Source organism: Corynebacterium sp. MSK074, from assembly GCF_030229735.1.
Lineage (GTDB): Bacteria > Actinomycetota > Actinomycetes > Mycobacteriales > Mycobacteriaceae > Corynebacterium.
The window spans coordinates 100,391-124,620 of record NZ_JASPIX010000002.1; the positions used below are offsets into that span (position 1 = coordinate 100,391).

The 24,230-nt window shown below is 57.8% G+C and carries 25 protein-coding genes and 1 tRNA gene; 17 read left to right on the plus strand and 9 right to left on the minus strand.

The features are described 5' to 3' along the window. Positions 1-74 precede the first annotated feature (74 nt). Together QP965_RS02495 and mfd are read left to right on the plus strand one after the other, a co-directional pair. Positions 75-680, plus strand: coding sequence for a TetR/AcrR family transcriptional regulator (locus QP965_RS02495; protein ID WP_239277823.1), 606 nt, complete (start codon positions 75-77; stop codon positions 678-680). Continuing rightward, a complete protein-coding gene (mfd, locus tag QP965_RS02500) occupies positions 681-4,319 on the plus strand; it encodes a transcription-repair coupling factor (protein ID WP_284844092.1) in 3,639 nt (1,212 codons plus the stop codon). Here the strand turns inward: mfd and QP965_RS02505 are convergent, their stop codons facing one another. Next, the gene (locus QP965_RS02505) at positions 4,320-5,795 is read right to left on the minus strand and encodes an amino acid permease (RefSeq protein ID WP_284844091.1); all 1,476 of its coding nucleotides are present in this window, start codon (positions 5,793-5,795) and stop codon (positions 4,320-4,322) included. Between the two features lie 57 nt (positions 5,796-5,852). Here QP965_RS02505 and QP965_RS02510 point away from each other — a divergent pair, with 57 nt between their 5' ends. The 3 genes from QP965_RS02510 to eno all read left to right on the plus strand — a co-directional run bounded on the left by QP965_RS02510 (position 5,853) and on the right by eno (position 8,581). Beyond that, on the plus strand, positions 5,853-6,440 hold the full coding sequence (locus tag QP965_RS02510; protein WP_284844090.1) for a MazG nucleotide pyrophosphohydrolase domain-containing protein: 588 nt from the start codon (positions 5,853-5,855) through the stop codon (positions 6,438-6,440). A gap of 11 nt (positions 6,441-6,451) precedes the next feature. Then, on the plus strand, positions 6,452-7,213 hold the full coding sequence (locus QP965_RS02515) for a lytic transglycosylase domain-containing protein (protein WP_239277828.1): 762 nt from the start codon (positions 6,452-6,454) through the stop codon (positions 7,211-7,213). Positions 7,214-7,303: 90 nt separating this feature from the next. Further along, positions 7,304-8,581, plus strand: coding sequence for a phosphopyruvate hydratase (eno, locus tag QP965_RS02520; RefSeq protein ID WP_284766904.1), 1,278 nt, complete (start codon positions 7,304-7,306; stop codon positions 8,579-8,581). Here eno and QP965_RS02525 read toward each other — a convergent pair. The 3 genes from QP965_RS02525 to QP965_RS02535 form a co-directional block, all read right to left on the minus strand. Next, a complete protein-coding gene (locus tag QP965_RS02525) occupies positions 8,571-9,746 on the minus strand; it encodes an HNH endonuclease signature motif containing protein (RefSeq protein WP_284844089.1) in 1,176 nt (391 codons plus the stop codon). The two genes, eno and QP965_RS02525, sit on opposite strands and share 11 nt — an antisense overlap. A gap of 117 nt (positions 9,747-9,863) precedes the next feature. Then, the gene (locus QP965_RS02530) at positions 9,864-10,448 is read right to left on the minus strand and encodes a hypothetical protein (protein WP_284844088.1); all 585 of its coding nucleotides are present in this window, start codon (positions 10,446-10,448) and stop codon (positions 9,864-9,866) included. Between the two features lie 35 nt (positions 10,449-10,483). Beyond that, on the minus strand, positions 10,484-11,014 hold the full coding sequence (locus QP965_RS02535; protein ID WP_284767619.1) for a ribonuclease: 531 nt from the start codon (positions 11,012-11,014) through the stop codon (positions 10,484-10,486). A gap of 98 nt (positions 11,015-11,112) precedes the next feature. Between QP965_RS02535 and QP965_RS02540 the strand changes: the two genes are divergently transcribed. The 7 genes from QP965_RS02540 to QP965_RS02570 all read left to right on the plus strand — a co-directional run bounded on the left by QP965_RS02540 (position 11,113) and on the right by QP965_RS02570 (position 17,247). Next, positions 11,113-11,673, plus strand: a complete 561-nt coding sequence (locus tag QP965_RS02540) for an FtsB family cell division protein (RefSeq protein WP_150850942.1) — start codon at positions 11,113-11,115, stop codon at positions 11,671-11,673. 8 nt (positions 11,674-11,681) lie between these two features. Further along, on the plus strand, positions 11,682-12,230 hold the full coding sequence (locus QP965_RS02545) for a DUF501 domain-containing protein (protein ID WP_284844087.1): 549 nt from the start codon (positions 11,682-11,684) through the stop codon (positions 12,228-12,230). 10 nt (positions 12,231-12,240) lie between these two features. Next, the gene (locus tag QP965_RS02550) at positions 12,241-13,206 is read left to right on the plus strand and encodes a Ppx/GppA phosphatase family protein (RefSeq protein WP_284844086.1); all 966 of its coding nucleotides are present in this window, start codon (positions 12,241-12,243) and stop codon (positions 13,204-13,206) included. Between the two features lie 40 nt (positions 13,207-13,246). Next, positions 13,247-13,323, plus strand: a tRNA-Leu gene (locus QP965_RS02555). Positions 13,324-13,512: 189 nt separating this feature from the next. Next, positions 13,513-14,283 carry a Bax inhibitor-1/YccA family protein gene (locus tag QP965_RS02560; protein ID WP_284844085.1) on the plus strand — a complete coding sequence of 257 codons (771 nt, stop codon included), beginning with the start codon at positions 13,513-13,515 and terminating at the stop codon, positions 14,281-14,283. 364 nt (positions 14,284-14,647) lie between these two features. Continuing rightward, complete coding sequence (locus QP965_RS02565; RefSeq protein WP_284844084.1) at positions 14,648-15,367, plus strand: DUF3558 family protein; 720 nt, start codon at positions 14,648-14,650, stop codon at positions 15,365-15,367. Further along, positions 15,328-17,247 (plus strand): hypothetical protein, encoded by a 1,920-nt coding sequence (locus QP965_RS02570; protein ID WP_350309232.1) that lies wholly within the window; start codon positions 15,328-15,330, stop codon positions 17,245-17,247. The genes QP965_RS02565 and QP965_RS02570 overlap by 40 nt, the downstream gene beginning before the upstream one ends. A gap of 44 nt (positions 17,248-17,291) precedes the next feature. Here the strand turns inward: QP965_RS02570 and QP965_RS02575 are convergent, their stop codons facing one another. The 3 genes from QP965_RS02575 to QP965_RS02585 form a co-directional block, all read right to left on the minus strand. After that, complete coding sequence (locus QP965_RS02575) at positions 17,292-17,570, minus strand: thiamine biosynthesis protein X (protein ID WP_239277840.1); 279 nt, start codon at positions 17,568-17,570, stop codon at positions 17,292-17,294. A 41-nt stretch (positions 17,571-17,611) separates the two neighbouring features. Continuing rightward, entirely contained in the window at positions 17,612-18,133 is a 522-nt protein-coding gene (gene greA, locus QP965_RS02580) for a transcription elongation factor GreA (protein WP_005323614.1), read from the minus strand. Between the two features lie 120 nt (positions 18,134-18,253). After that, complete coding sequence (locus tag QP965_RS02585; protein ID WP_239277841.1) at positions 18,254-18,724, minus strand: DUF4307 domain-containing protein; 471 nt, start codon at positions 18,722-18,724, stop codon at positions 18,254-18,256. A 95-nt stretch (positions 18,725-18,819) separates the two neighbouring features. Here QP965_RS02585 and mca point away from each other — a divergent pair, with 95 nt between their 5' ends. The 3 genes from mca to QP965_RS02600 are packed head-to-tail and all read left to right on the plus strand — an operon-like array spanning position 18,820 to position 20,814. Beyond that, on the plus strand, positions 18,820-19,710 hold the full coding sequence (gene mca, locus QP965_RS02590; RefSeq protein WP_284844083.1) for a mycothiol conjugate amidase Mca: 891 nt from the start codon (positions 18,820-18,822) through the stop codon (positions 19,708-19,710). Between the two features lie 3 nt (positions 19,711-19,713). After that, complete coding sequence (locus QP965_RS02595; RefSeq protein ID WP_204609642.1) at positions 19,714-20,025, plus strand: hypothetical protein; 312 nt, start codon at positions 19,714-19,716, stop codon at positions 20,023-20,025. Positions 20,026-20,037: 12 nt separating this feature from the next. Further along, on the plus strand, positions 20,038-20,814 hold the full coding sequence (locus tag QP965_RS02600; RefSeq protein WP_284766380.1) for an isoprenyl transferase: 777 nt from the start codon (positions 20,038-20,040) through the stop codon (positions 20,812-20,814). Between the two features lie 3 nt (positions 20,815-20,817). Here QP965_RS02600 and coaA read toward each other — a convergent pair whose 3' ends face one another. Then, positions 20,818-21,744: a type I pantothenate kinase gene (coaA, locus tag QP965_RS02605; RefSeq protein ID WP_239277844.1), complete on the minus strand. Its 927-nt coding sequence runs from the start codon at positions 21,742-21,744 to the stop codon at positions 20,818-20,820. 118 nt (positions 21,745-21,862) lie between these two features. Between coaA and glyA the strand changes: the two genes are divergently transcribed. Further along, positions 21,863-23,146: a serine hydroxymethyltransferase gene (glyA, locus tag QP965_RS02610; protein ID WP_236882514.1), complete on the plus strand. Its 1,284-nt coding sequence runs from the start codon at positions 21,863-21,865 to the stop codon at positions 23,144-23,146. Here glyA and QP965_RS02615 read toward each other — a convergent pair. Continuing rightward, positions 23,143-23,472: a DUF5997 family protein gene (locus tag QP965_RS02615; protein WP_023021891.1), complete on the minus strand. Its 330-nt coding sequence runs from the start codon at positions 23,470-23,472 to the stop codon at positions 23,143-23,145. The two genes, glyA and QP965_RS02615, sit on opposite strands and share 4 nt — an antisense overlap. A gap of 71 nt (positions 23,473-23,543) precedes the next feature. Between QP965_RS02615 and QP965_RS02620 the strand changes: the two genes are divergently transcribed. Continuing rightward, positions 23,544-24,218 carry a LysR family transcriptional regulator substrate-binding protein gene (locus tag QP965_RS02620; RefSeq protein ID WP_239277846.1) on the plus strand — a complete coding sequence of 225 codons (675 nt, stop codon included), beginning with the start codon at positions 23,544-23,546 and terminating at the stop codon, positions 24,216-24,218. Positions 24,219-24,230 lie beyond the last annotated feature (12 nt).

Below are 24,230 nucleotides of genomic sequence, written 5' to 3' on the forward strand. Positions count from 1 at the left end.
AAAGCTGTAGGCATAGCGTACCTGACGCCCCCGGGTAAATCACAAATTGCGGGGCAAAGGATAGGGTAGAGGGCATGGCTCGACAAAGGATGACCGGCCGGGAACGCCGCGAACAACTCATTTCCATCGGACGCGCCGCATTCGCTGAACTAGGGTTTGAAGGAACCAGCGTCGAAGAAATTGCGGCACGCGCCGGGGTGTCCAAACCCGTAGTCTATGAGCACTTCGGGGGTAAAGAAGGCCTCTACGCGGTGGTCGTGGACCGCGAGATGCTGGCACTGGAAAAAGTCATTACTGACTCCTTGGAGACTGGAAGCTGGCGCGAGCGCATCGAGCAGGCCGTCATGGCCATTTTGACCTATGTTGAGGAAGAAACAGATGGTTTTCTCATCCTGGTGCGCGATGCCAAGCCCGGCGATGAACGCAGCTTCTCCACGCTGTTGAATTCCGCGGTGGGTCAGGTTTCCTATATCCTGCGAGAAGCATTCGAGCACCGTGGCATTGACCCAGATTTGGCGGATATTTACGGCCAAGCGCTGGTGGGAATGGTATCGACCACCGCGCAATGGTGGCTGGATGAGCGCACCCCGGACAAGGAAGTCGTCGCCACACATATTGTCAATCTATGCTGGAATGGTTTGTCCGGTATGGAAGTAAAGCCCAAGCTAGGAGGCAAATAGATGGCGACCCCAATGCTGGCCGGCCTGCTTAAGGTAGCGGCCTCAGATCCCAAGCTCAAGGGCATGATTTCTCATGTGGGCGAAGACCTCCACATCACAGGCTTGGATCAGTCCCGGCCGTGGGCCTTGGGTACCTTGGCTCATCATGCCCCAGTGCTCGTGGTAACCGCTACGAGCCGCGAGGCTGAGGACCTCACGGCGGAGCTTACGGCGATGCTGGGGGAGAAGGTAGCCATGTTCCCCGCCTGGGAGACCCTGCCGCACGAGCGCCTAAGCCCCGGCGTAGACATCATCGGCCGCCGCGCCGAGGTTTTGCACAACCTCGATAGCCTGCAGGTCATCGTCACCGCTGCCCGCGGCTTATCCCAACCCATCCTCAAAGAGGTAGAAGGCCGAGCTCCCGTCCACCTTGAAGAAGATCAAGAATATGACTTTGATGAGGTGGTCCGCGAGCTTGAATTCCGCGCCTACAAGCACGTAGACATGGTGGCTAAGCGCGGCGAGTACGCTACGCGCGGTGGCATTATCGATATTTTCCCCACTACGCTGGACTATCCGGTCCGCGTGGAGTTTTGGGGCGATGAAATTACCGATATCCGCCAATTCTCCGTAGCTGACCAGCGCACCATTCCGGAAATCGAGGTGGGCCGTGTAGACATTTTCCCGGCCCGCGAGTTGCCTATTACGGAGGCCATTGCCAAGCGCGCGGCCGATCTCGCCGTTAAGCACCCCGGCAATCCCGCCTTGGTGGAGCTTTTGACCAAGGTAAGCGAGCACATCCCTGCCGAAGGTATGGAGGCGCTCCTGCCCGCGCTTTCCGACGCCCCCATGATCACCCTCCCCGAAATTCTGCGCCCCACCACCCACGTGGTGATGGTCGGCCCGGAAAAAATTCGCCGCCGCGTGGCAGATCTAGAAAAGACCGATGCGGAGTTCCTCGCCGCCGGCTGGGAGGCCGCGGCCATGGGGGCCGATGGCCCGCTGGCTACCGAAGGACTCGATACCGAGGCATCCAGCTACCGCTCCTATGAGTCGCTCGAGGTCTCCATTAGCGAGTCCGGCCTGCCTTTGTGGACTTTCTCCCCACCGGGAATGCTCGCCGCCCCAGAAGAGGAGACCCTCCCGCTCGAATTCGAACCAGGGCCCACCCCGCGCGGCAACATCGAAGAAATCGACGCCATGATGGCCCAGCTCCTCGCGCACACCAACGCCGGCGGCCGGGCAGCCTTCATCGCGCCGGCTCAAGGTGCCATCAAGCGCATGGTGGATCGCTTTGCAGAAAAGGGTATCCGCACCAAGGTAGCTACCCCTGGCTGGGAACCCACCGCCGGTGAAGTCACCCTCTACCAAGCACTAAGCCACGCCGGCCTGGTATTTCCCAAGGTGAAAAAGCCTAAGGATGCCGAGGCCCTCCCACTGGTCGTTGTGACCGAGACGGACCTGACCGGTAACCGCGTAGGCGATATCGCCGAAGCAAAGCGCCGGCCCGCCAAACGCCGCAATAAGGTCGATCCGCTCGCGCTCAAGCAAGGCGATTTTGTGGTGCACGAAACTCACGGCATCGGCAAGTTCCTCAAGATGGCCGAGCGCACCATCCAGTCCGGCGATGAAACCAGCCGCCGCGAATACATCGTGCTCGAGTACGCGCCCTCCAAGCGTGGTCAGCCCGCCGATCAGCTCTGGGTCCCCATGGACTCGCTGGATCTCCTCAGCAAGTACACCGGTGGCGAATCGCCTCACCTGTCCAAGATGGGCGGTTCCGACTGGAAGAACACCAAGAAGAAGGCGCGCGCCGCCGTGCGCGAAATCGCCGGCGAGCTCGTCGAGCTCTACGCTAAGCGCCAGGCTGCGCCGGGGCACCAGTTCTCCCCGGATAATCCGTGGCAGGCGGAGATGGAGGATAATTTCCCCTTCGTCGAAACCGAAGACCAGATGCTGGCTATCGATGCCGTCAAGCACGATATGGAGTCCACGGTGCCGATGGACCGCGTGGTCGTCGGCGATGTGGGCTACGGCAAGACCGAGGTGGCCATCCGCGCCGCCTTCAAGGCCGTGCAAGACGGTATGCAGGTTGCCGTCCTCGTGCCCACCACGCTGCTGGCGCAGCAGCACTTTGATACCTTCAGCGAGCGCATGACCGGATTCCCCGTCAAGATTGAGGTGCTTTCGCGCTTTACCTCACAGAAGGAAGCCAAGAACATCTTCAAGGGCCTGGCCGATGGCAGCGTCGATATCGTCGTCGGCACCCACCGCCTCCTCCAGACCGGTGTGCACTGGAAGAACCTCGGCCTCATCGTCGTGGACGAGGAGCAGCGCTTCGGCGTGGAGCACAAGGAACACATCAAGGCGCTTAAGGCCAGCGTGGATGTGCTCACCATGTCCGCAACACCTATCCCGCGCACCTTGGAGATGTCCATGGCTGGCATCCGCGAGATGTCCACCATCTTGACTCCGCCGGAAGACCGCCACCCGGTGCTGACCTACGTTGGCGCTTACGAGGACAAGCAGGTAGCCGCGGCCATCCGCCGCGAGCTGCTGCGCGATGGTCAAACCTTTTTCATCCACAACAAAGTCTCTGATATCGAAAAGAAGGCCCGCGAGCTGCGTGACCTGGTACCGGAGGCCCGCGTCGTCGTCGCGCATGGACAGATGAACGAGGAGGTGCTCGAACAGACCGTCCAAGGGTTCTGGGACCGCGAGTATGACGTTTTGGTATGTACCACCATCGTGGAAACTGGCCTGGATATCGCTAACGCGAATACCCTCATTGTGGAAAACGCCCACCATATGGGCCTGTCCCAGTTGCACCAGCTGCGCGGGCGCGTGGGCCGCTCCCGCGAGCGCGGCTATGCCTACTTCCTGTACCCCAAGGGAGCTACGCTCACGGAAACCTCCTATGACCGCCTGGCAACTATCGCTCAAAACAATGACCTTGGTGCTGGCATGGCCGTAGCCATGAAGGACTTGGAGATGCGCGGTGCCGGTAACGTGCTCGGTGCCCAACAGTCCGGCCACATTGCCGGTGTGGGCTTCGATCTCTACGTGCGGCTCGTTGGCGAGGCGGTCGAGACCTTCAAATCGCTCGCCCGCGGCGAAGCCCCCACCGTTACCGATGAGGGCCCGAAGGAAATCCGCATCGATCTCCCCGTGGATGCGCATATTCCGGAAGGCTATATCGACTCCGAGCGCCTGCGCCTGGAGGTCTATCGCAAGCTTGCGGCTTCGCAGAATGACGATGATCTCAAGGCCGTTATCGAGGAAATGGAAGACCGCTTCGGCCCACTGCCACAGGAGGTGTTGCGCCTGCTGTCCGTTGCCCGCCTGCGCCACCAGGCGCGCCGCGCCGGCATTTCCGATATCACCGTGCAGGGCACCCGCGTCAAGTTCCACCCAGTGGAGCTGCCGGATTCCAAGCAGGTGCGTCTCAAGCGCCTATACCCGGGCTCCAGCTTCCGTGCGGCGGCGAAGGCAATCAACGTGCCGTTCCCCAAGGCAGGCCGCAATGTCACCTCGCCGAAGCTGCGCGATACCGAGCTTATTCAGTGGGCGGCGGACTTCTTGAGCGCGCTTTTCGACGTCGACTCCATCAACGTCAGCGGCGCCCAGCCCACCTCGAACGTGGTCAGCGTAGGGGAGTAGCTAGAGGGTGAGCCAGCCGGTGCTCAAGCCCCAAATGGCGGTGGCGGCACCGGCCAGGACAATGGCCACCACGCACCACTCGAAGGTATTGAAGATGCGTTCCTTCTTCCACAGCCGGGTGCCGACATACGGAATAAGTCCCGGCACTACGGCCAATGCGCCGAGTAGGACGTAGACGAGGTCGGCCGCATAAATCAGCCACAGGGAGTAGATAAACGCGAGCAAAGAAATGACCAAGTGCTTGCGATTTTCCTTGCGGCTCACCTCTGGTCCGGAAAGGTCGAACTTGATACCCGCCTGCGGGTGAGACAGCCCCTTGCCCCGCAGTGCCAAGAGCAATAGGTACAGGGAAGAGAAGATATAGGGCAGCAAGTACATGATGGTTGCCAGCTGCACCATGGCGTTATAAGACGCCTCGTTGAGGTAGAAGACGATGATGAATAGCTGGATGGCCATCGTGGAAATAAGCTGCGCTACCCACGGCGCACCTGCCACGTTGATGGTTCCGATGCGGCGGGGAATGAGGCCGTCGATGGCCATCATCACGATGGGCTCGGCGCACAACATCTGCCAGGAGACATAGGCACCCAAAACCGACAAGCACAGTCCAATAGACACCAGCGCGCCGCCCCAGGGGCCGATGACCTCGGTGAGCACGGATGCCATGGAATTATCTGGCAGCGCGGCCAGTTCTTCTTTGGTCATCACGCCAAAGCTCAGGGTAGACACGGAAACCAGCAGCGCCAGCACGGAGAAAAAACCGATGACGGTCGCGCGGCCGACGTCGGTGCGCTTAGAAGCCTGCTTGGAATAAACGGATGCGCCCTCCACGCCAATGAAGACCCACACGGTAAAGAGCATGATTCCCTGGACCTGCTCAAAGACGCTGGCCTCAGACGCGCGTCCCCAGAAATCCAAGGTGAATTTATCCCAGCTGAACCCGAGGAACGCAATGAGCACCACAAAGGCCAGAATGGGCACAATCTTGGCAATCGTGGTGATGAGGTTCATGAACGCGGCCTGCTTGATGCCGCGGGCAAGTACCGCAAAAATGCCCCAGGATAGGAGGGAGACGGCGATGGCGGAGGTCCAGTAATGGTCGGCGTCGAAAAGCGGCAGGTAATGGCCCAAGGTATTGAAAAAGAGGGTGGCATAGCCCACCTGTGCCATAACGGAGCCCAGCCAATAGCCCCAGCCGGAGGTAAAACCAATAAAATCGCCGAGGCCGGCACGCACGTAGGAATAAACGCCAGAATCAAGGTGCGGCTTGCGGCGGGCCAGAATTTGAAAAACAAACGCCACAGACAGCATGCCGATGCCCGCTACCAGCCAGCCAATAAGCATCGCGCCTGGGCCGGCAACGGAGGCAATGTTTTGGGGCAGCGAGAAAATGCCCGCGCCCACGGTGGAACCGATAATCAGCGCGACGAGGGTCCACAACGTCACGGAGTGGGATCTATTCTGGCTGGAGGTCATTGGCCTAAAATACCTTGAATAGCCCCATTATGGGAACTCGGGCTAGACTTTGTGCACATGACTGTGCTGTTGCTCGATGAACGCTGGCCCACCATGATCCCCATGCAGGCGCACGGGAAGCTGCGTGGCCCTGTCCACTTCACGGGTGAGGTACCCGTGTCCGTACGGTGGAATTTTTCCGATCTGCTGGTAGGCGAGGACGCCACCGGCACCTTGGTAAGCACCGACGAACACGATCCGGAAACTCGCGCCCGCCTTGCTACCGGCGAGCCTGTCATTCGCGCCGAATCCCTCGCGGATCCCATCATGCAGGCGCGCCAGACCATGGCCACGGCGCGGCGCATCGGGGAGTGGGAGCGCGAGCAAACCCACACCTCGCTCTTGCCCTATCTTGAGGAGGAGTCCGCCGAATTCGCCGCGGCCGTGCGTAACCGCGAACCGGAAAGCGAGATGCTGAAGGAATTGGGCGATGTCTTCCTCCAAGTACTCTTCCATGCGGAAATCTCCACCTTTTCGCTTGACGACGTCGCCCAGAGCTTCCTCACCAAAATGCGCGTCCGCGCCCCATACCTCTTTGATGGCACCACGGAGATTGTCGACGTTGACACGCAAGAGAGGCTGTGGCGCGAAGGCAAGGGAATGTAGGATGACTTCTCATGAAGAGGCTGCTGCAGATATTCGGGGGCTGCGGGGTGGCCGTAGCCGTGATCATCGCGCTGGTGGCATGGCTGTTGACGGGGCACGGCACTTCCCAGGAGCCCGTACCGGAGAACATTCCACCCGTTGAGGGCAAAGAGGTCGCGCACATTGACGTCAACGCCCCCGGCCGCACCGCGGATAAGCTCACCTACTGGGCCTCTGACCTAGCTGAGCAGACTGGTATTCCACCGGCCGCCCTGCGTGCTTATGGCAACGCCGAACTCATTGCGCAGCAAAAATGGCCGAATTGCCATCTGCGGTGGAATACCCTTGCCGGCCTAGGCTACGTGGAGACCCGCCACGGCACCTACAACGGCAATTGGTTTAAGCCCTCCAAGCTTGACGACGCCGGCTACCCCCAGCCACCCATCAACGGCATCGCCCTCGATGGACTAAACAATACGGCGCACACCCCAGATACCGATAACGGCAAAATCGATGGGGATTCCGAATATGACCGTGCCGTTGGCCCAATGCAATTTATCCCGACTACATGGGAATCGGTGGGCGCTGATGCTAACGGCGATGGGAAGGCAGATCCCAATCAAATTGACGACGCCGCAGTCGGCGCCGCCGGACTTCTATGCTTTGGTGATAGAGATCTCTCTAACCCAGAACAGTGGGAGGAAGCAGTCCTAAATTACAACCAGTCCAGCGAGTATTTGCATAAAGTTGCACGTGCCGCCAATGCCTACTCGGTTCCGCAAAGTGCCAAGTAGTGTCACACAGCAAAGTTTTCTGCAACAATTGAGAACGTAGCTGGGCCGGCTGGTCCAGAGCGAATTTATTTACGAGGAGTGAAAAACAGCATGGCCGATATCATCCACACTTTCGCCCGCGAAATTCTTGATTCCCGTGGCAACCCAACCGTCGAGGCCGAGGTCTTCCTTGATGACGGCGCCCGCGGTGTTGCCGGCGTTCCTTCCGGTGCTTCTACCGGTGTGCACGAGGCTCACGAGCTGCGCGACGGTGGCGAGCGCTACCAGGGTAAGGGTGTTCTGAAGGCTGTTGAGAACATCAACGAGAAGATTGCCGACGAAATTGCTGGCTTCGAAGCTGACGACCAGCGCCTCATTGACCAGGCACTGATTAAGCTGGACGGTACCGATAACAAGTCCGAGCTCGGCGCTAACGCTATCTTGGGTGTTTCCATCGCCGCAGCCAAGGCCGCTGCAGAGTCCGCTGCACTGCCTCTGTACCGCTACATCGGCGGCCCGAATGCTCACGTACTGCCAGTGCCGATGATGAACATTCTCAACGGCGGCGCACACGCTGACTCCGGCGTTGACGTCCAGGAATTCATGATCGCTCCGATTGGTGCGGAGTCCTTCGCCGAGGCTCTTCGCATGGGCGCCGAGGTCTACCACGCATTGAAGGCAGTGCTGAAGGACAAGGGTCTGTCCACCGGTCTGGGCGACGAGGGCGGCTTCGCTCCGTCCGTTGACTCCACCAAGGCTGCTCTCGACGTCATCGTGGACGCCATCAAGAAGGCCGGCTTCGAGCCAGGCAAGGATGTAGCACTCGCACTCGACGTTGCTTCCTCCGAGTTCTTCAAGGACGGCAAGTACCACTTCGAGGGCGGCGAGCACACCGCTGAAGAAATGTCCAAGGTCTATGAGGGCCTCATCGACGAGTACCCGATCGTCTCCATCGAGGATCCGCTGCAGGAAGATGACTGGGAAGGCTACACCGCCCTGACCGCCGCAATTGGCGAGAAGGTGCAGATCGTTGGCGATGACTTCTTCGTCACCAACCCTGCTCGTCTGCAGGAGGGCATTGAGAAGAAGGCTGCCAACGCCCTGCTGGTTAAGGTCAACCAGATCGGTACCCTGACCGAGACCTTCGATGCTGTCGAGCTGGCTCACCGCAATGGTTACCGCACCATGATGTCCCACCGCTCCGGTGAGACCGAGGACACCACCATTGCAGACTTGGCTGTCGCTCTGAACTGCGGCCAGATCAAGACCGGTGCACCGGCTCGTTCCGAGCGCGTAGCTAAGTACAACCAGCTGCTGCGCATCGAGCAGGAGCTTGGCGACGGCGCAGTCTACGCCGGCCGCTCCGCTTTCCCGCGCTTTAAGGCTTAATCACCTCCTTTCGTAGCGCCCTCGCATTGCCGCGGGGGCGCTTTCGCATGTCTAGGTATTGTTGCCAGGTTTGCTTCCAATTCACGGTTCGCGGCGCTAAAGGCCCTTGGGCACGGTCAATTTCGAAGGTGCCGTCCGAAAAGAGCCACGCAACGTCCCCAGTGATGGGATCCATGATGTAGCGTGCCCTACCATCGGTCTTCACGTTGTGGTGGTGCTGACAGAGAGTGACGAGATTATCGACGCTCGTCGGTCCGCCGTCGGCATACTCCACTCGATGATCAAGCTGGCAGTAATGCGCCGGCATGGAGCACCCCGGCCAACGACACGTGGCATCGCGACCGTGAACCCATGTCCTGATTTGTTCGGTGGGAACGTAGGAGGATGTTTCTTCTGGGCACAGCTCGCGAGTCATAGAGTAAGTGCTTAAATGCTCCGTAAGAACGCACCATCCCGCCGAGGGTATGTACACGCGAGAAGCATCGTCACCTGCTGCATAGGTATTGATAACTACTTTTGTCTGGGTGCGATTAAAGATCAGCGCTTCTAAAGCCTCTGGCTTGGTGATGTTCTTCTTTCGCGCTGCTTTATCGATGTGCCGTGAAATAGCACTGGCGGTTGCTTTATCCGTTTTCAGGGTGATGGTGGCTTGGCCTTTGGAATAAGAAATGGAAACGGAGTGCTCGATTTCCTTCTCAATATCTGGCTTGAGAATTCCGTCGATGTAGTCGCGCAAGAATCTACGGATCTCAGATTCCGTGGGGACATGTTGGGCAGGTTCCTTTGGGGTGAGGAAGTCTGCAAGGGCGGCATCGATTAGTTGGATGCCCTCGGCGTCGTCGCCAAGCGGGGCGAGCTCGGCATCAATAACGTGCAGCCGCGGGAGGTCAAGAATCCAATGCTCGGTCTGTACCGCCGTGGTTAACGGCAATTCTCGCATGCGCAGGTGAGAGCGCAGTGCGGATAAAACGCGCCAGTAGCTCAAGCCCACCCGCTTAGCTAAAGCAGTGGTAGTGCATTCGACATCGTCTTCTAATCGTGGAAGCACGGATTGGTATAGCTGCCAGGATTGAACGCGTTGGAGCATGCCCAAAACGCAAACCGTATCGTCGAGGTTATTGGTAGAAAAATAAGCTTTCTTTGGCGGTGCGTCGCTGGCTGTCACGGTAAGCTCCCCCTCTGGAATAAATCGCACACCCAATCGAATTTACGCCCCTAGTATAAGTCGCCTTTCCGACGTGTGCAAGGGGTAAAACGAAAGAGTGTGCGAAAACTCCGGGGGTTAGTAACTGAAAACGTTGTCAGCTACTGCTTCGAGCTCCTTATCGTCATATTTGTCACCGCAGGTGGCGAGGGATCCCACTCCAGCCATGTACATGGTAAATAGCTTGTCTGGGACGGGAGAAGCCGCTGACATTTCAAGCTTTTCGTAGACGGGAGCGTATTTCCTATCGAACTCTTCAAGATCAGGGACGAGTTCTTCAAATGCGCTGTCGCCATGGGTTAGCAAATACTTGGCGTCGTCCAGGATCTGATCGTTTTCGCAGGCAACAGCACCAGCCTTCTTCAGGGTCGTGGCATTGACCTCGTAGCTTGTAGGGCCGTCGTCCTCTTCGGAAGCCCCAGCGCCGAACACGTCTAGGTAAAAGTCCGGGATGGTGCCGTGTTCTTTTATATGGTAAATGAAGCCGCTTTTGGTATTGAGGTCGTGTTTTCTGCTTGTGGTGGTGGGGGTTTCGCTGCTGGTAGGGATTTCGCTAGTGGGGGATTCCGCTTCGCTGGTGGCTTCTTCTTTGTGGTCGGTCGAGCTGCACCCGGTAAGTAGGGTGCCTACGGCGGCTAGAAGGAGGAGACGCTTGAGGGGCATAGCTATTCCTTAAGTGGGGAATATGATTCGAGGTTCTAGCTGGAATGGATGGCCTCAGCGACCTCTTCCAGTTCCTCATCGCTGAATTCATCGCCGCAAGACATTACGGCACCGAGTGGGGACATCGCTGCAGCCATGATCTTGTCATTGTCTGGTGCGTCATCGGGGATGTTCAGTGCTTCAAAAACATCACTGTATTTACCATCAGAGCCGCTGACTGATGACATAACAGCTTCCCCAAATTTGTCGGTGTTGCCTCGGAAATACTCCTTTGAGATGTCGAGCAATTCATCATTCTCGCAGGTAGCTTCGCCGGCCTTCTTGACGGAGTCCGCGTTGGTTTCAAAGGTCTCGGGCTGATCGTCTCCCTCGAGCTCGTCAGCATCATGGTTGATGTAATCGTCCGGCAGGGTCTTATACTCCTTGAGGTACTCGGTCATGCCGTCGGTGGTGTTCAGGTCGTAGCCATCACCGTAGACGGGATATTCGCCGTCTTGGGCGGAGGGGCTGCAGCTGGCGAGGAATAGGGTTGCGGTGAGAACGGGGAGGATGCGCTTGAGGGACATGAAACTTCCTTCCTGGGAGGGAGAATTTCTTTTAGTGTATCCAAATTGCGCGTGCCACGTCCCTGTTACAGGAGTGACGACGCTAGGATTAAAGACCTATGGCACGCGAAAAGAAGACGCAGCGAAACCGGAGCCGCACTAGGGTTCCGGTGGCCTCGCGTGCTGCGGATATCCGCAAAGCTCAGCGTGCACAACTGAAGCAGAAACAGAAGCCGGACCGGATGAGTATTGCCGGAGTGGGCGTGATCGTTGCCATCGTGCTTGTGGTTTTGTTTGCCATCGCTATTCCGCTGCGCAATTACTACCATGGCCGGTCCGAAATTGCCCGCCTCAATGAGTCAATCGCCGCCAAGCAGGATGAGAAGGCTGCTTTGCTGGAGAAGATTGATAGATATAAGTCCGATGAGTACATCAAGCAGGAGGCGCGGCGCCGATTCGGGGTCGTCGATGAGGGCGAGACCGCCTACCGCATCATTGACCCGCAGATTAAGCCGGATGACCAGCTCACTACAGATGGTCAGAAGGAAGAAGATTCCCGCGAATGGTACGAAGTTTTGTGGGATTCCGTAGCCGAGCCCCCTGAGGAGGAAGCTCCATCCGAGCAGGTAAATCATCTTCCGATCGAGCCGGCGCCGGAAGAAAACCCGGATGTGCGATAATTGTCCGCATGACCGTCACTGATGCAGATATCGCTGTAGTAACTGAGCAATTGGGCCGCACCCCGCGCGGGGTCCTCGAGGTTTCTTATCGCACGCCGGATGGGCAGCCCGCGGTAATTAAGACGGCGCCCAAGCTTGCCGACGGCACCCCATTCCCCACCCTCTACTACCTCACCGATCCACGGCTTACGGCCGAAGCCTCACGCTTGGAGGTCGCCCACGTGATGAAGTGGATGGAAGCCCGCTTGGGTGAGGACGAGGAATTGGCTGCCGACTATCAGCGTGCCCACGAATACTTCTTGGCCAAGCGCAATGACATCGAAGACCTTGGCACCGATTTCTCCGGTGGCGGCATGCCCGATCGGGTGAAGTGTCTGCATGTGCTCATCGCATACGCGCTAGCTGAAGGCCCGCAGCACTTCCGGTTGGGAACAGAAGCGGTGGCCATGGCCGCCGACCATGGCAAGCTTCGAGGCACTGCCATCCCGCAGGACTGGCCCACCGTAGAACATCTGGGAATTGACCTAGCCCAGTTCGACTTCTCTAACGCGGAGTAGGAGGGCTGCTATGACTCGCGTTGCTGCGATTGATTGCGGTACCAATTCGATTCGCTTGCTCATCTCTGAGATTCAGGATGACGGCAAGGTCCGCGATATTACCCGCACCATGGAAATCATCCGCCTGGGAGAGGGGGTCGATGCCACTGGCGAAATCGCCCCTGCGGCCCTAGACCGCGCCCGCGTGGCCTTGGAAGGCTACGTACGCCAGATGAAGTTTGAGAGGGTCACCCGCGTGCGGATGGTTGCTACCTCCGCTACTCGCGATGCCAAGAACCAACAGGAATTCTTCGACATGACCGCTGAGTTGCTCGGCCAAATTCAGCCTGGCGCACAGGCCGAGGTCGTCTCGGGCGAGGAAGAGGCTCTGTTGTCCTTTAACGGCGCCGTGGCCGATGTGGAGCCAGACCGCGGGCCATTCTGTGTCATCGATCTGGGCGGCGGTTCGACCGAGTTCGTCGTAGGCACGGCCGATGGCGATATCTTGGGCACCCACTCGGCTCGCATGGGGTGCGTCAGGCTAACCGAGCGCATTATGCGAACAGATCCGCCTACCGAGTCGGAGATTGAGATCGCTTCCGAGTACGTCGGCGAGCGAACGGCAGAAGTGGAGAAGATAGTACCTATTTCTAAGGCCCGTACCATCGTCGGCTGCGCAGGCACTTTCACCACTCTTTCTGCATTGGCTCAGGGCCTTGAGCGCTACGACGCCGATGCCATTCACGGGTCTGAACTCCGCTTCGATGCCCTGCGCGTACTTTTGCAGCAGCTTATTAGCCTGCCTTCCGACGTCCGCGCCCTCAACCCCGTCATTCACCCCGGCCGTGCCGACGTCATTGGTGGTGGGGCGGTAGCCGTCGAAGGCATCATGCAGCTTATCGAGCGAAATTGCGATGCACGCAGCTTTTTCATCAGTGAAAAGGACATTCTCGACGGCATTATCGCTGGTCTGGCTGCGGAGGGTACCCCTCGTTAACTCCCGGAGGGTGAGGTGGCCTAAAATATTCCTTGCCCTTGCCCCCATAGCCCAATCGGCAGAGGCAGTCGACTTAAAATCGATTCAGTGTGGGTTCGAGTCCCACTGGGGGCACCATGTGAAGTCTCGAGACACCTTCCCAAACGATGTCTCGAGACTTTTCTCGTCAACAGGTCTCCACAGACTTTTTGCGGAAGCTACCCACAAAACTTCTAGCTAAATGGAAAGAATATGGAACTTTATGGGGTGGTGTCTCGTTGAATGGGGTGAGATAGCTAATTTGTACCTCTCTTAGAAAGGACAACCGTGCGTTCAAGCAATCCGGTAATGAGTTCTCTGACCGAAAATAGTAGCCGCCAAAATTCTGGTTACGCGGACGTATCTACCCGTCCCATGACCGTGGATGACGTAGTGACCAAGACGGGCATTACCCTCGGCGTTATCATCGTCGCCGCAGTCATCAACTTCGCCCTGGGAATGCTGGTAAGCCCAGGTATCGCCATGGCCTTGACCCTGGTCGGTGGTATCGGTGGCTTCATTACCGTGCTCGTTGCCTCTTTTGGCAAGAAGTGGGGTTCTGCTGCAGTCACCCTGATTTATGCCGTATTTGAAGGCCTATTTGTCGGTGGATTCTCCTTGATGTTCGCCAACGTCAGCTTCCAGGGCGAAGGCGGCATGGCCATCATTGGCCAAGCGATTGTCGGCACGATTGGTGTATTCATTGGCATGCTGATTGTGTACAAGACTGGCGCAGTGAAGGTGACTCCGAAGTTCACCAAGATCCTTTTCGGCTTGATTGCTGGCGTTGCTGTCATGGCCCTGGTTAACTTTTTGGGCGCGATTTTCTTTGACTTCAACCCACTGCGTGATGGCGGCCCGATTGCCATCATCTTCTCGCTCGTCTGCATCGTTCTTGGTGCTCTGTCCTTCCTGACTGACTTTGATCAGGCTGACCGCATGATCCGCGCCGGTGCTCCCTCTAAGAACGCTTGGGGCGTGGCTCTCGGCCTCGCAGTTACCTTGGTCTGGCTCTACACTGAGATTCTCCGTCTGCTGAGCTATTTCCAGCGAGACTAACTGACCCTTTTGTATTGGCCCGCACTTCGGTGCGGGCCTTTTTTGTTGCCGAGAATCGCTTACAAACGTGTAATTTCTGGGGTAGTACTGGGGGATAAAGTGCGGGTTTAACCTTCGTTTGGTCTACAAAACCACTCACAGAGGTGATACAGCTAATGAGCAGGAAACTTTGCCTTTTGGGCGTTATGGATGTGACATATGGGACAAATAATTTTGTTAAATTGCCGTTAACCTTTGTGGTTGCGTAGAAAATTCTTGGGGTCTCATGCATGCTGTGTACCGGAACGGGAAGTATGAAGTGAAAAGTTCTCTGTTTCACTATTCTTGTTCCTCTCGTCAGGAAGTGAGTGCGCGAAGGATTGTTGTGAAGCGTCAGGTCACCGTAGCAACGTTGATGGTCAGCAGCACCGTTATGCTGAGTAGCTGCGTTGCGGACATCGGTACGAGGAGCGCGTCAGAGGAAACCACCAAGGTGGACGAGGCTGGCGGCATCAGTTCGGCCGACGGTGCAGGGGGAACCAACGGGGACCCGGGGGATGATGCGGAAGGCAATCAGGGGGAATCGGCACACACCAATGGCGAGAAGAATGCGGGTGGCACCGGCCAACCGGGGGAGGCCGGCGCCACGGGGTCGGAAGACACTTCCGGCGTCCTACCGCCACTGGGGGAGTTCGATCCGGCAGACCCGAGCTTCGAGCTTTTTGATCCGTGTACGGAGATTCCTCGCGAGCATCTTCGGACCTTCGGACTCGGTGAACAGATTGAGGATTCTGGAAAGCAATCGGGGTTTTCCTTTTGTGCTTTCGACAGTGTCGAAGGAACTGGAGGAGCTGTCATTGGATTGACTACTTCTAGGCAGTCATTTGATGGCGCAGAAGTACAAATAGCCTCCCTATCTGACGGTGTGGGACACAGTGTGCCGATAGTGCAGATCGAAAGTGAATTGTTCGGGGATATGTTCTGTACTGTCGGCGTTTCTACTTCACGTGGAATCCTAAAAGTTAGTCATTCTGGGAAACGACCTGACGATGACTACGAAGCTAAATGTTCACAGGCCAAAAAACTGCTAGACAAATTTTACTAAGAATATACATCGGGGGAATTATGGAATTGCGACCGGACAACATCATGGCTACTGCTATGAAAACGGAAAACCTGAAGGAGGAAATTGCACTATCTGGAGGTCGCGCATATTCGCCTCTTGATGCTGGTTTTTCTCCCGTTGTTGGAATTGACCATGTGGGATCCGTTCACCAACGAGTTCTCGAAACTGATCCAGGCTCTGCAAGGTCTTCGTTGAAGGCCTTTTCGGAACAGTTGGATTGGCTACAAGATAGCCTGGGTAGGGAAGCCCGAGGGTTTCAGGCGCAGGAAGACGCAAATAGTCGCGGCATGGAGATCGCGGATGCGGGTGGGGATATTGGCATTGAGTCGATGCCGATAATGAACCAGCCGGAGCCGGGGTACAGCCCATTTGGGTTTTCCATGCCGGTGGTGAATGTCGGTACAGACATTGTGAAGCTGGCTACGGACCTCATGTCGACGCAGATATGGAATGTGTCGGAGGCGAATGCACGGTGGAGCTCGTTGGCGTCGGAAGTTGACGATATCGTTAGCGGGTTACAGGAAGCAGCCGGGTCTTTGGAAGGCGAGAACGACAGCGAAGCCACGTCGAGGGCGGCGGCAAAGATTCGGGAAGTGGCGGCGTCGGGAAGCCACTTTGTGGCAAATGCCAAGGTAATGGGGGAGAAGCTAACCGGATTTCACGCCAAGCTGATGGGCATGCAGCCTACTGCGATGGCCATGGCGATGGAAGTGATGGCCATTCCAGAACCGGTCGAGCGCGAAATTGCGGAAAAGGCCGCATTGGCCGCATTGCAACCTGACTTGCAGCGCTTCGCGGTAGAGGCAATGCCGTACCAGCACGCTTTGATGGAACAATCGCCGGCGTCGGGAGGCGGCGGTGTCGACGCGGGCCTTTCCGGAGTTGACGGTGATGGGCAGCGCTACACCACCGATGCCGTGGTATGGCCAAAGAAGATTGCGGAAGCGATAGCGCGAGGTGATTTGGGGCCGGGGAACTTCGACGTCGTCAATGGCAATGTGGACGGGCTAGAAGCGGTGGGGATGAGCCCACAAGAAATTAATGATTTTCACCAGCAGATGCATACTAGCGGCAGGAATGCGCTGGAAAAGCTTGGCCTGGGAGACCAGGTAGCCATCGGCGGAAATGAAGTGTCCACCCAAGGTGCATCCATGCCGGGAGTAACTGCGTCGAACGGGGCGATGGGGCAGGTTCCTGGTGGTACAGCGCACCCGGTTGCCACAGGAGCACATTCAGGCGCGCTTAATAACAGCGGTGCGATGGCGCCGACAGCTACAGTGCAGTCCCCCAATACTGGGATGGCGCCGATGATGGCAGCCGGACGTCCCGGGGACGCAGGCCGCGGCGTACTTGGCGGTCAGTCGCTACGAGGCGGAATTGGATCCGCTGCAGGAAATGTAAGTGGCAACGCCGATATTGCGCGTGCCGGAAGAGGAGCGCAGTCGGGCCAGAACTTTGGGCGAGGAGCCGGAGCGCCCTACGCCGGTGTCGGTTCGGGCGTGCGCGCTGGCCATAGCAATGCAATCGGTGGCGGTTCGGGCATGCGCGCTGGTCTTGGCAGCGGTGCTGGTGCGGGCATGCGGCCCGGCGTGGGTGGCGGCCTTGGTCTTGGAACAGGCGGCAGTGAAAGTGCTGTGGCAGCGCGCGGTGGCAATACAGGCCGCTCAACCGGCGGGGCGCGAGCCTATGGTCCAATGATGGGGATGCGCGGAGGCAAAGACAGTGAGAAAAAGCGCGTAAAGTCCGTGACCACGCAGGTCGAAAGGGACCCGAATAAGCGCGACCTGCTGGGGGAGCCGCCCGCTGTCGTACCCGGTGTCATCGGAGATTGGGTGCGGGAAGTGGACCCAGAAAAATAGCATAAAAAAGGGGCCGAGGAAATCCCTCGGCCCTTCAAGCCATATTACTGCTGTGGCAGTTCGGTGGCGGTGCCGTTCAAGTGAGGCTGTGCTGGCTCTTCTGGAACACCGGACTCGACTACAGGTGCTTCCTCTTCAATAACGGTCTCGGGTGCGGAAGAGCTGGTCTCAGCATCCTTCTGCATCGGGGCCTCACCGGTGAAGGTGGAGCCATTTTCTACCTTGGAATCAGAATCCTGCTGGTTAGGTGGGTGGCAAGCAGCGAGGGAGAGGCCAGCGGTGAAGACCAGGCCAGCGGCGGCGAAACGGGAGAACTTCTTCATGGGGATGTGCTCTTTCTCCAGAGTGGTATGTGGTTAAAAGTTTAGGACTCGCGTGGAGCAGCGGCCTTAGCAGAATCATACGGCGCTGCGGATTCGATGGTGACCGAAATGGTCTTGCCATTCGGAGCGGTGTACTCGCGGGTCTCGCCCTCTTGTGCGCCAAGGATGGCAGCGCCCAGCGGGGACTGCTCGGAATAGGTTTCTAGGTCCTTGTTATCGGAAGCAGCGGCGCGGGTACCGATGAGGAAGGTCTCCTTATCGTCCTTGTCACCATTGTAGTAAACGTGAACTACGGAACCGGTGTGGGCGACGCCCTCCTGAACAGCACCGCGCTCGGTGGTGGCATTCGCAAGAACCTCAGAAATCTGCTTAATGCGGGCCTCTTCCTGGTCCTGCATCTCACGTGCGGCGTCGTAACCGGCGTTCTCTTTGAGGTCGCCTTCCTCACGGCGCTCGTTGATCTCAGCCGCGACTACTGGGCGGTGGTCGATGAGCTCCTGCAGCTCGGCCTCGAGCTTTGCCTTGGTCTCTGGGGTGATGTACTGCTTTTGCTGCTCAGCCATTCTGCAACCTTCCGTAGATAGGAATTGTGGTCAAAGCCCCTGCTAATCCCTGGGGCTATAAGTAAAAATGGAACCGGGCATATGCCCAGTTCTAGGCGCTACAAATCCTAGCACACGCGGCTAGCGGCTTTCCGCGTAGTCAGGGTTATCCATATCTAAGTATTCGGGGATATTGCCGGAACAACCATAGGCCCCGCCGGCTACGGCACGAGCGTTGGTCGGAACGTCGACAGCGATGCGCTGGGTTTCGTTTCCGCCCGCGGGAACAGGGAATTCGCGGCGGCCCACTTCGGACTTGGAGTAGTCAAATGCCTGGACAATGCAATAAGCATCTTCATCGGTGTGATTGCGGGTGACATCGACCCAGACGCGGGTGGAATCATCGCTCAAAACCTCCTGGGTCACGATGGACACCTGTGCGTTCACGCGCTCCTTTTCCTGGAAGTACCGGAATCCGAAGAAAATAAGCGCGATAAAAATGGCGACAAAGATGAGCACCAGCGCCCTATTAGTCCAGCTACCAGAGTTCTTTTCAGAGGAGCCGCGGGAGCCGTAGCGAGCGGCTGAGCGAGATTTTCCGGCGGAAGTCATAGCTTCCACTCTAGCCGAGGACCACTGTTTTCCAATTATCTACTAGGATAATCATCTGTTCAAAGAACCTAGATTAATAAGGGGATGGATTTTCAGTGAGCGATTTTCGCCTACTAGCTATCCACGCGCACCCAGACGATGAATCATCTAAGGGTGCTGCAACCACCGCGCGCTATGCCGCAGAAGGCAATGAGGTTTTGGTGCTGACTTGTACCGGCGGCGAGCGCGGCGATGTGATTAACCCCGCCATGGATCGCCCGGGAATCAAGGAAAAGATGGGCGAGGTGCGCCGGGAAGAGATGGCTAACGCTGCGCGGGCGCTGGGCGTACAACATCGCTGGCTGGGCCACGTTGATTCCGGATTGCCGGACCCGGTTGAAGGCAAGACTATGGAGGAATTGCTGCCGGAGGGCTGTTTTGCGTTGCTGGGGGAGGACACCGTTGCGCAGGAATACGTCCAGGTTATCCGCGAATTTCGTCCACACGTCATTGTTACCTATGACGAAAATGGTGGCTACCCGCACCCAGACCACCTAATGGTGCACCGAGCTTCCATGATCGCGTGGGAGAAGGCGGGCGATGCCGAGTACCACCCAGAGCTAGGTAAGCCGTGGGAGCCGCTGAAGCTCTACTACTCGCACGGCTTCGTCTACCAGCGCATGAAGATGTTCCATGATTTGCTGTTAGAAGAGGGGAATACCAGCCCCTATGGGCCGATGCTGGCGCGCTGGGATACCACTTTTGGCGATATCATGGCGCGTGTAACCACCCAGGTGGAATGCGCGGATTACTTCAGCAATCGCGAGGAGGCTTTGCGGGCGCACGCTACGCAGATCGACCCGGCGGGTGCCTTCTTGGCGACGTCGGTGGAGGTACAGCAGCGCCTTTGGCCCACCGAGGAGTTTGAGCTGGCGAAGACTCGCGTTTCTACCTCCCTGCCAGAAAATGACCTTTTTGCCGGCATCAAAGAGGAAGAGGAGGCCTAAGACATGAGCATGTATGGCTCTTTCGTGCTTGCCGCACATGACGTATTTGTACTCGCCCAAGGAACCGAGGGCGCCGAAGGCGGCCCAATGGGCCCTGAATTTGGCAAAGCTTCGCCCATCGGTCTACTGATCTTGGCGCTTATGGGAGTTGCGGTGTTGTTTGCGGGATGGAATTTCCATCGCCGTTACTCACGCTTTCGCCGTCGCATGATGTTTGCGGAGGATCACGGAATCGATCCGTTCGATGAGGAAGCCGTGGATGAGGCGATGAAGGAAGCCGGCATTTACGATAACCGCAAGAAGTCCATTTTCTAGGCGGATAGACTGATGAGCGTGAGTTCTCTCAAGCAGCTGGCCTACCCAGCTTATGAAGCGCGTCTGGCGCGCCTGATCAAGGGCAAGCCGCAGCCTAAGCACATCGCCATCATGGCCGATGGCAATCGCCGGTGGGCGCGTGAGGCTGGGTTTACCGATATCAGCCATGGTCACCGCCAAGGCGCGAAGAAAATCGGAGAGATGATTTCGTGGTGCCGCGATACCGATATCGAAGTGGTCACCATTTATTTGCTGTCCACGGAGAACCTGAAACGCAGCGAGCAGGAAGTAGAGCTGCTCTTTGACATCATCTCGGACGTGGTCACGCACTTATCCCATAACGACGTCGGCTGCCAGGTGCGCTTGGTCGGCCACCTCGATCTACTCCCGGATGATGTTCGCCAGCGCATGGTGACGGCGGCGGCGGAAACCGAGGACAATACGGGTGTCATCGTCAATGTGGCGGTGGGCTATGGCGGGCGCCAAGAAATTGTGGACGCCGTGCAGAACTTGGTGCGTGCGGAAGCAGAGAAGGGAACTACCGCAGCGGAGATGGCGGACCGCGTCACCGCAGAATCCATTGGGGAGCACCTGTATACCAAGGGACTTCCGGACCCGGATTTGGTGATCCGTACCTCTGGTGAACAACGCCTGTCGGGCTTTCTCCTGTGGCAGGCCGCGTACTCCGAAATCTGGTTCACGGATACTTACTGGCCAGCATTCCGCAAGGTGGACTTCCTTCGCGCCTTGCGGGATTATTCCCAACGTTCGCGCCGCTTTGGCAAATAGGCTCTAGAGCTTGCGCATTCGCACCTGTTCTACCAGGTGATGCGAGCCCTTTTTGAGCACGAGAGAGGCTCGCACACGGGTGGGCAGGATATTCTCCACCAAGTTCGGCAGGTTAATGGACTGCCAAATTTCGCGGGCTTGGGCGCGGGCTTCCTCATCGTTCATGTCTGCAAAGGCAGAGAAGTGGGCGTTGGGCTCCCGGAAAGCGGTGTGGCGCAGAGTAAGGAAGCGGTCGATATACCACTGCTCGATATCGTCGGTGCGGGCATCAACATAGACCGAGAAATCAAAGAGGTCCGCCACGGTCAACGTGGGGCTCGTTTGTAGCACGTTGAGCCCTTCCAGGATGAGGATGTCGGGCTGGTGAACTTCTTGGTACTCACCGTCCACAATGTCATAGGTGATGTGGGAATAAAGCGGTGCCTTGACAAATGGCTTTCCTGATTTTACGTCCGTGACAAAGCGGAGGAGTGCGCGCCGGTCATAGGATTCCGGAAATCCCTTGCGCTGCATGAGGCCGCGTTCCTTGAGAGTCTTGGTGGGGAAGAGGAAGCCGTCGGTAGTAACGAGGGCCACCTTGGGGTGGGACTCCCAGCGTTGCAGCAGCACCTGAAGGAGACGGGCGGTGGTGGATTTTCCCACTGCCACAGAACCGGCCACACCGATGACAAAGGGAACGTGCGTCGGAGGATTGCCTAAGAAGGATTCGGTAGCCGTGGTGAGCTGCTGGCGTGCCATGACTTGCATATGGATGAGACGGGAGAGGGGGAGGTAGACATCAGCTACCTCGTCTAGGTCGATGCGGTCTCCTAGGCCGCGAAGTTTCTCCACCTCGGTTTCCGTGAGCACCTGAGGCATGGATTTACGCAGTTCACGCCAGGTCTCGCGGTCAAAATCTAGGTAGGGACTCGAATCCAATGTGCGCGCCATGGCTCTATTGTCGCACTTGCATAATCCGTGGGTAAAAGTATGCCCCCTAAGGGTGCATGGCACGATAAGATATGCAGCAGCCCATACCGCATGATTTTGAGAAGGGGACCACACCTTTATGGCTTCTTTTACCTCTGACCTCCGCGACCTCGATCCGGATGTATTCGGCGCAATTCAGGGAGAGATTTCCCGCCAGCGCGAAACCCTGGAAATGATCGCTTCTGAGAACTTTGTGCCTCGCGCCGTGCTCCAGGCACAGGGCTCCGTGCTCACTAACAAGTACGCCGAGGGCTACCCGGGTCGCCGCTACTACGGCGGCTGCGAGCATGTCGACGTCGTGGAGGACCTAGCCCGCAACCGCGCTAAGGAACTCTTTGGTGCGGAATTCGCCAACGTTCAGCCGCACTCGGGTGCGCAGGCGAACGCCGCGGTGCTTTCCACCATTGCTGAGCCTGGCGACAAGATTTTGGGCCTGTCCCTGGCTCACGGCGGCCACCTTACCCACGGCATGAAGTTGAACTTCTCTGGCAAGCTTTATGATGTCGCCGCCTACGAGGTGGATCCAGAGACCATGCGTGTGGACATGGATAAGCTGCGCGAGCAGGCGCTGAAGGAAAAGCCGAAGGTCATTATCGGCGGCTGGTCTGCCTACCCGCGAACCATGGATTTCGCGGCCTTCCGTGAAATTGCTGATGAGGTCGGCGCTTACCTGTGGGTAGATATGGCCCACTTTGCTGGCCTCGTTGCTGCTGGCCTGCACCCGAGCCCAGTGCCTCACGCGGATATCGTGTCCACCACCGTGCATAAGACCCTGGGTGGTCCGCGCTCCGGCATGATTTTGGCCAAGCAGGATTATGCCAAGAAGATCAATTCCAACGTCTTCCCGGGCCAGCAGGGCGGACCGCTGATGCACGTGGTCGCTGCCAAGGCCATTGCTATGAAGATTGCCGCTACCGAGGAATTCAAGGAGCGCCAGGAGCGCACCTTGGAGGGTGCTCGCATTCTGGCAGAGCGCCTTACCGCAGAAGATGCCAAGGCGGCTGGCGTGGACGTGCTGACCGGCGGCACCGATGTGCACTTGGTCTTGGCAGACCTGCGCAATTCCGAATTGGATGGACAGCAGGCAGAGGATCTGCTGCACGAGGTAGGCATTACCGTTAACCGCAATGCTGTACCGAATGACCCGCGTCCGCCGATGGTCACCTCCGGCCTGCGCATTGGTACTTCTGCGCTAGCAACCCGCGGCCTCGATGCCGAAGCTTTCACCGAGGTTGCAGATATTATCGGTACTGCTCTGGTGCAGGGCAAGAATGCCGATGTAGAGGCCCTGCGTGCTCGTGTGGACAAGATTGCCCAGCACTACCCGCTGTATGAGGGCCTCGAGGACTGGAAGCTGGTCTAGTCCTTCACCTCATGGCCACGGGCCTGCGCCATGGTGGCGCGGGCCTGCTGGAGCCATTCCGGCTGCTCTTGGAGGAGCTGATTGATTTCCGCTGTGGTCAGCGGCTTATCCATATCGTTCTTCTTGAGCGCGGTAACAGAGATGCCCAGCTTATGGGCAACCTCGGGGCGGGGATGGGGGCCTTCGCGGCGCAAGGTTTGTAGCCACTCGGGTGGGTTATGCTGCAATTCGCGCAGCTCTTCGTGGCTAATGGCACTATTTTGGAACTCGTCCGGCGCGGCGGGCAGGTAGATGCCTAGCTTCTTCGCCGCGGTTTGGGCACGCATGGCGGTGCCGGATGGTTGCTTTTGTTCTTCAGTCACGCTTTTACCGTAGCACTTTCAGTAGACTGTCCTCTATGCTGCGCTTAGCTTTTGCCACCGGTACAGAACCTGGAAAGTGGTTCCGCCGATTCGAGGAAAATACTGCTCATGGTGGCTTGTACACCGTTGATGCGGACGATGCGCTAGCCCCGCTGGTAGCCGGCGAGGTGGACCTAGCCCTTGCGCGCTTGCCGGATGCGCGGGTGGATGAAACCTTTCATGTGGTGCGACTTTATAAAGAGGCTCCTGGCATTGCCGTTCCCAAAGACTCAGTCTATGCGGAGGTGGGCGAGGAGCTTGCGCTTGCCGACGTCGCCGATGAACACCTCAACTACCGCCTCGCCGATTCCGGGCTTGTCGATGTCCCCGCAGTCCGCGACGCTCTGCAGGTAGTGGCGGCCAATGTGGGTATCGCGATTGCGCCGCGGCCCCTGTTGAAGGTCCTGAGCAAAAAGCAGGTGGTGCCGTTGAGCCTTAAGGACGAGTCCGTGCCGGTGACGGAGATTGCATTGGTGTGGCGCAAGGACGATGACGGGGAGGCAATTCAGGACTTCGTGGGCGTCGCTAAGGGCCGCACGGCGCGTTCCTCCCGCCAAGAGAAGCCGAGGCGCAGCGCCAGGGAAAAGGCGAAGGCGAAGCAGGCGAGGAGAAACGTTAACAATTCGTTACAAAAGAAAAAGAAGGCCCCTAAGCAGCGCAAACGTAAGTAGCCCTTTACTGTT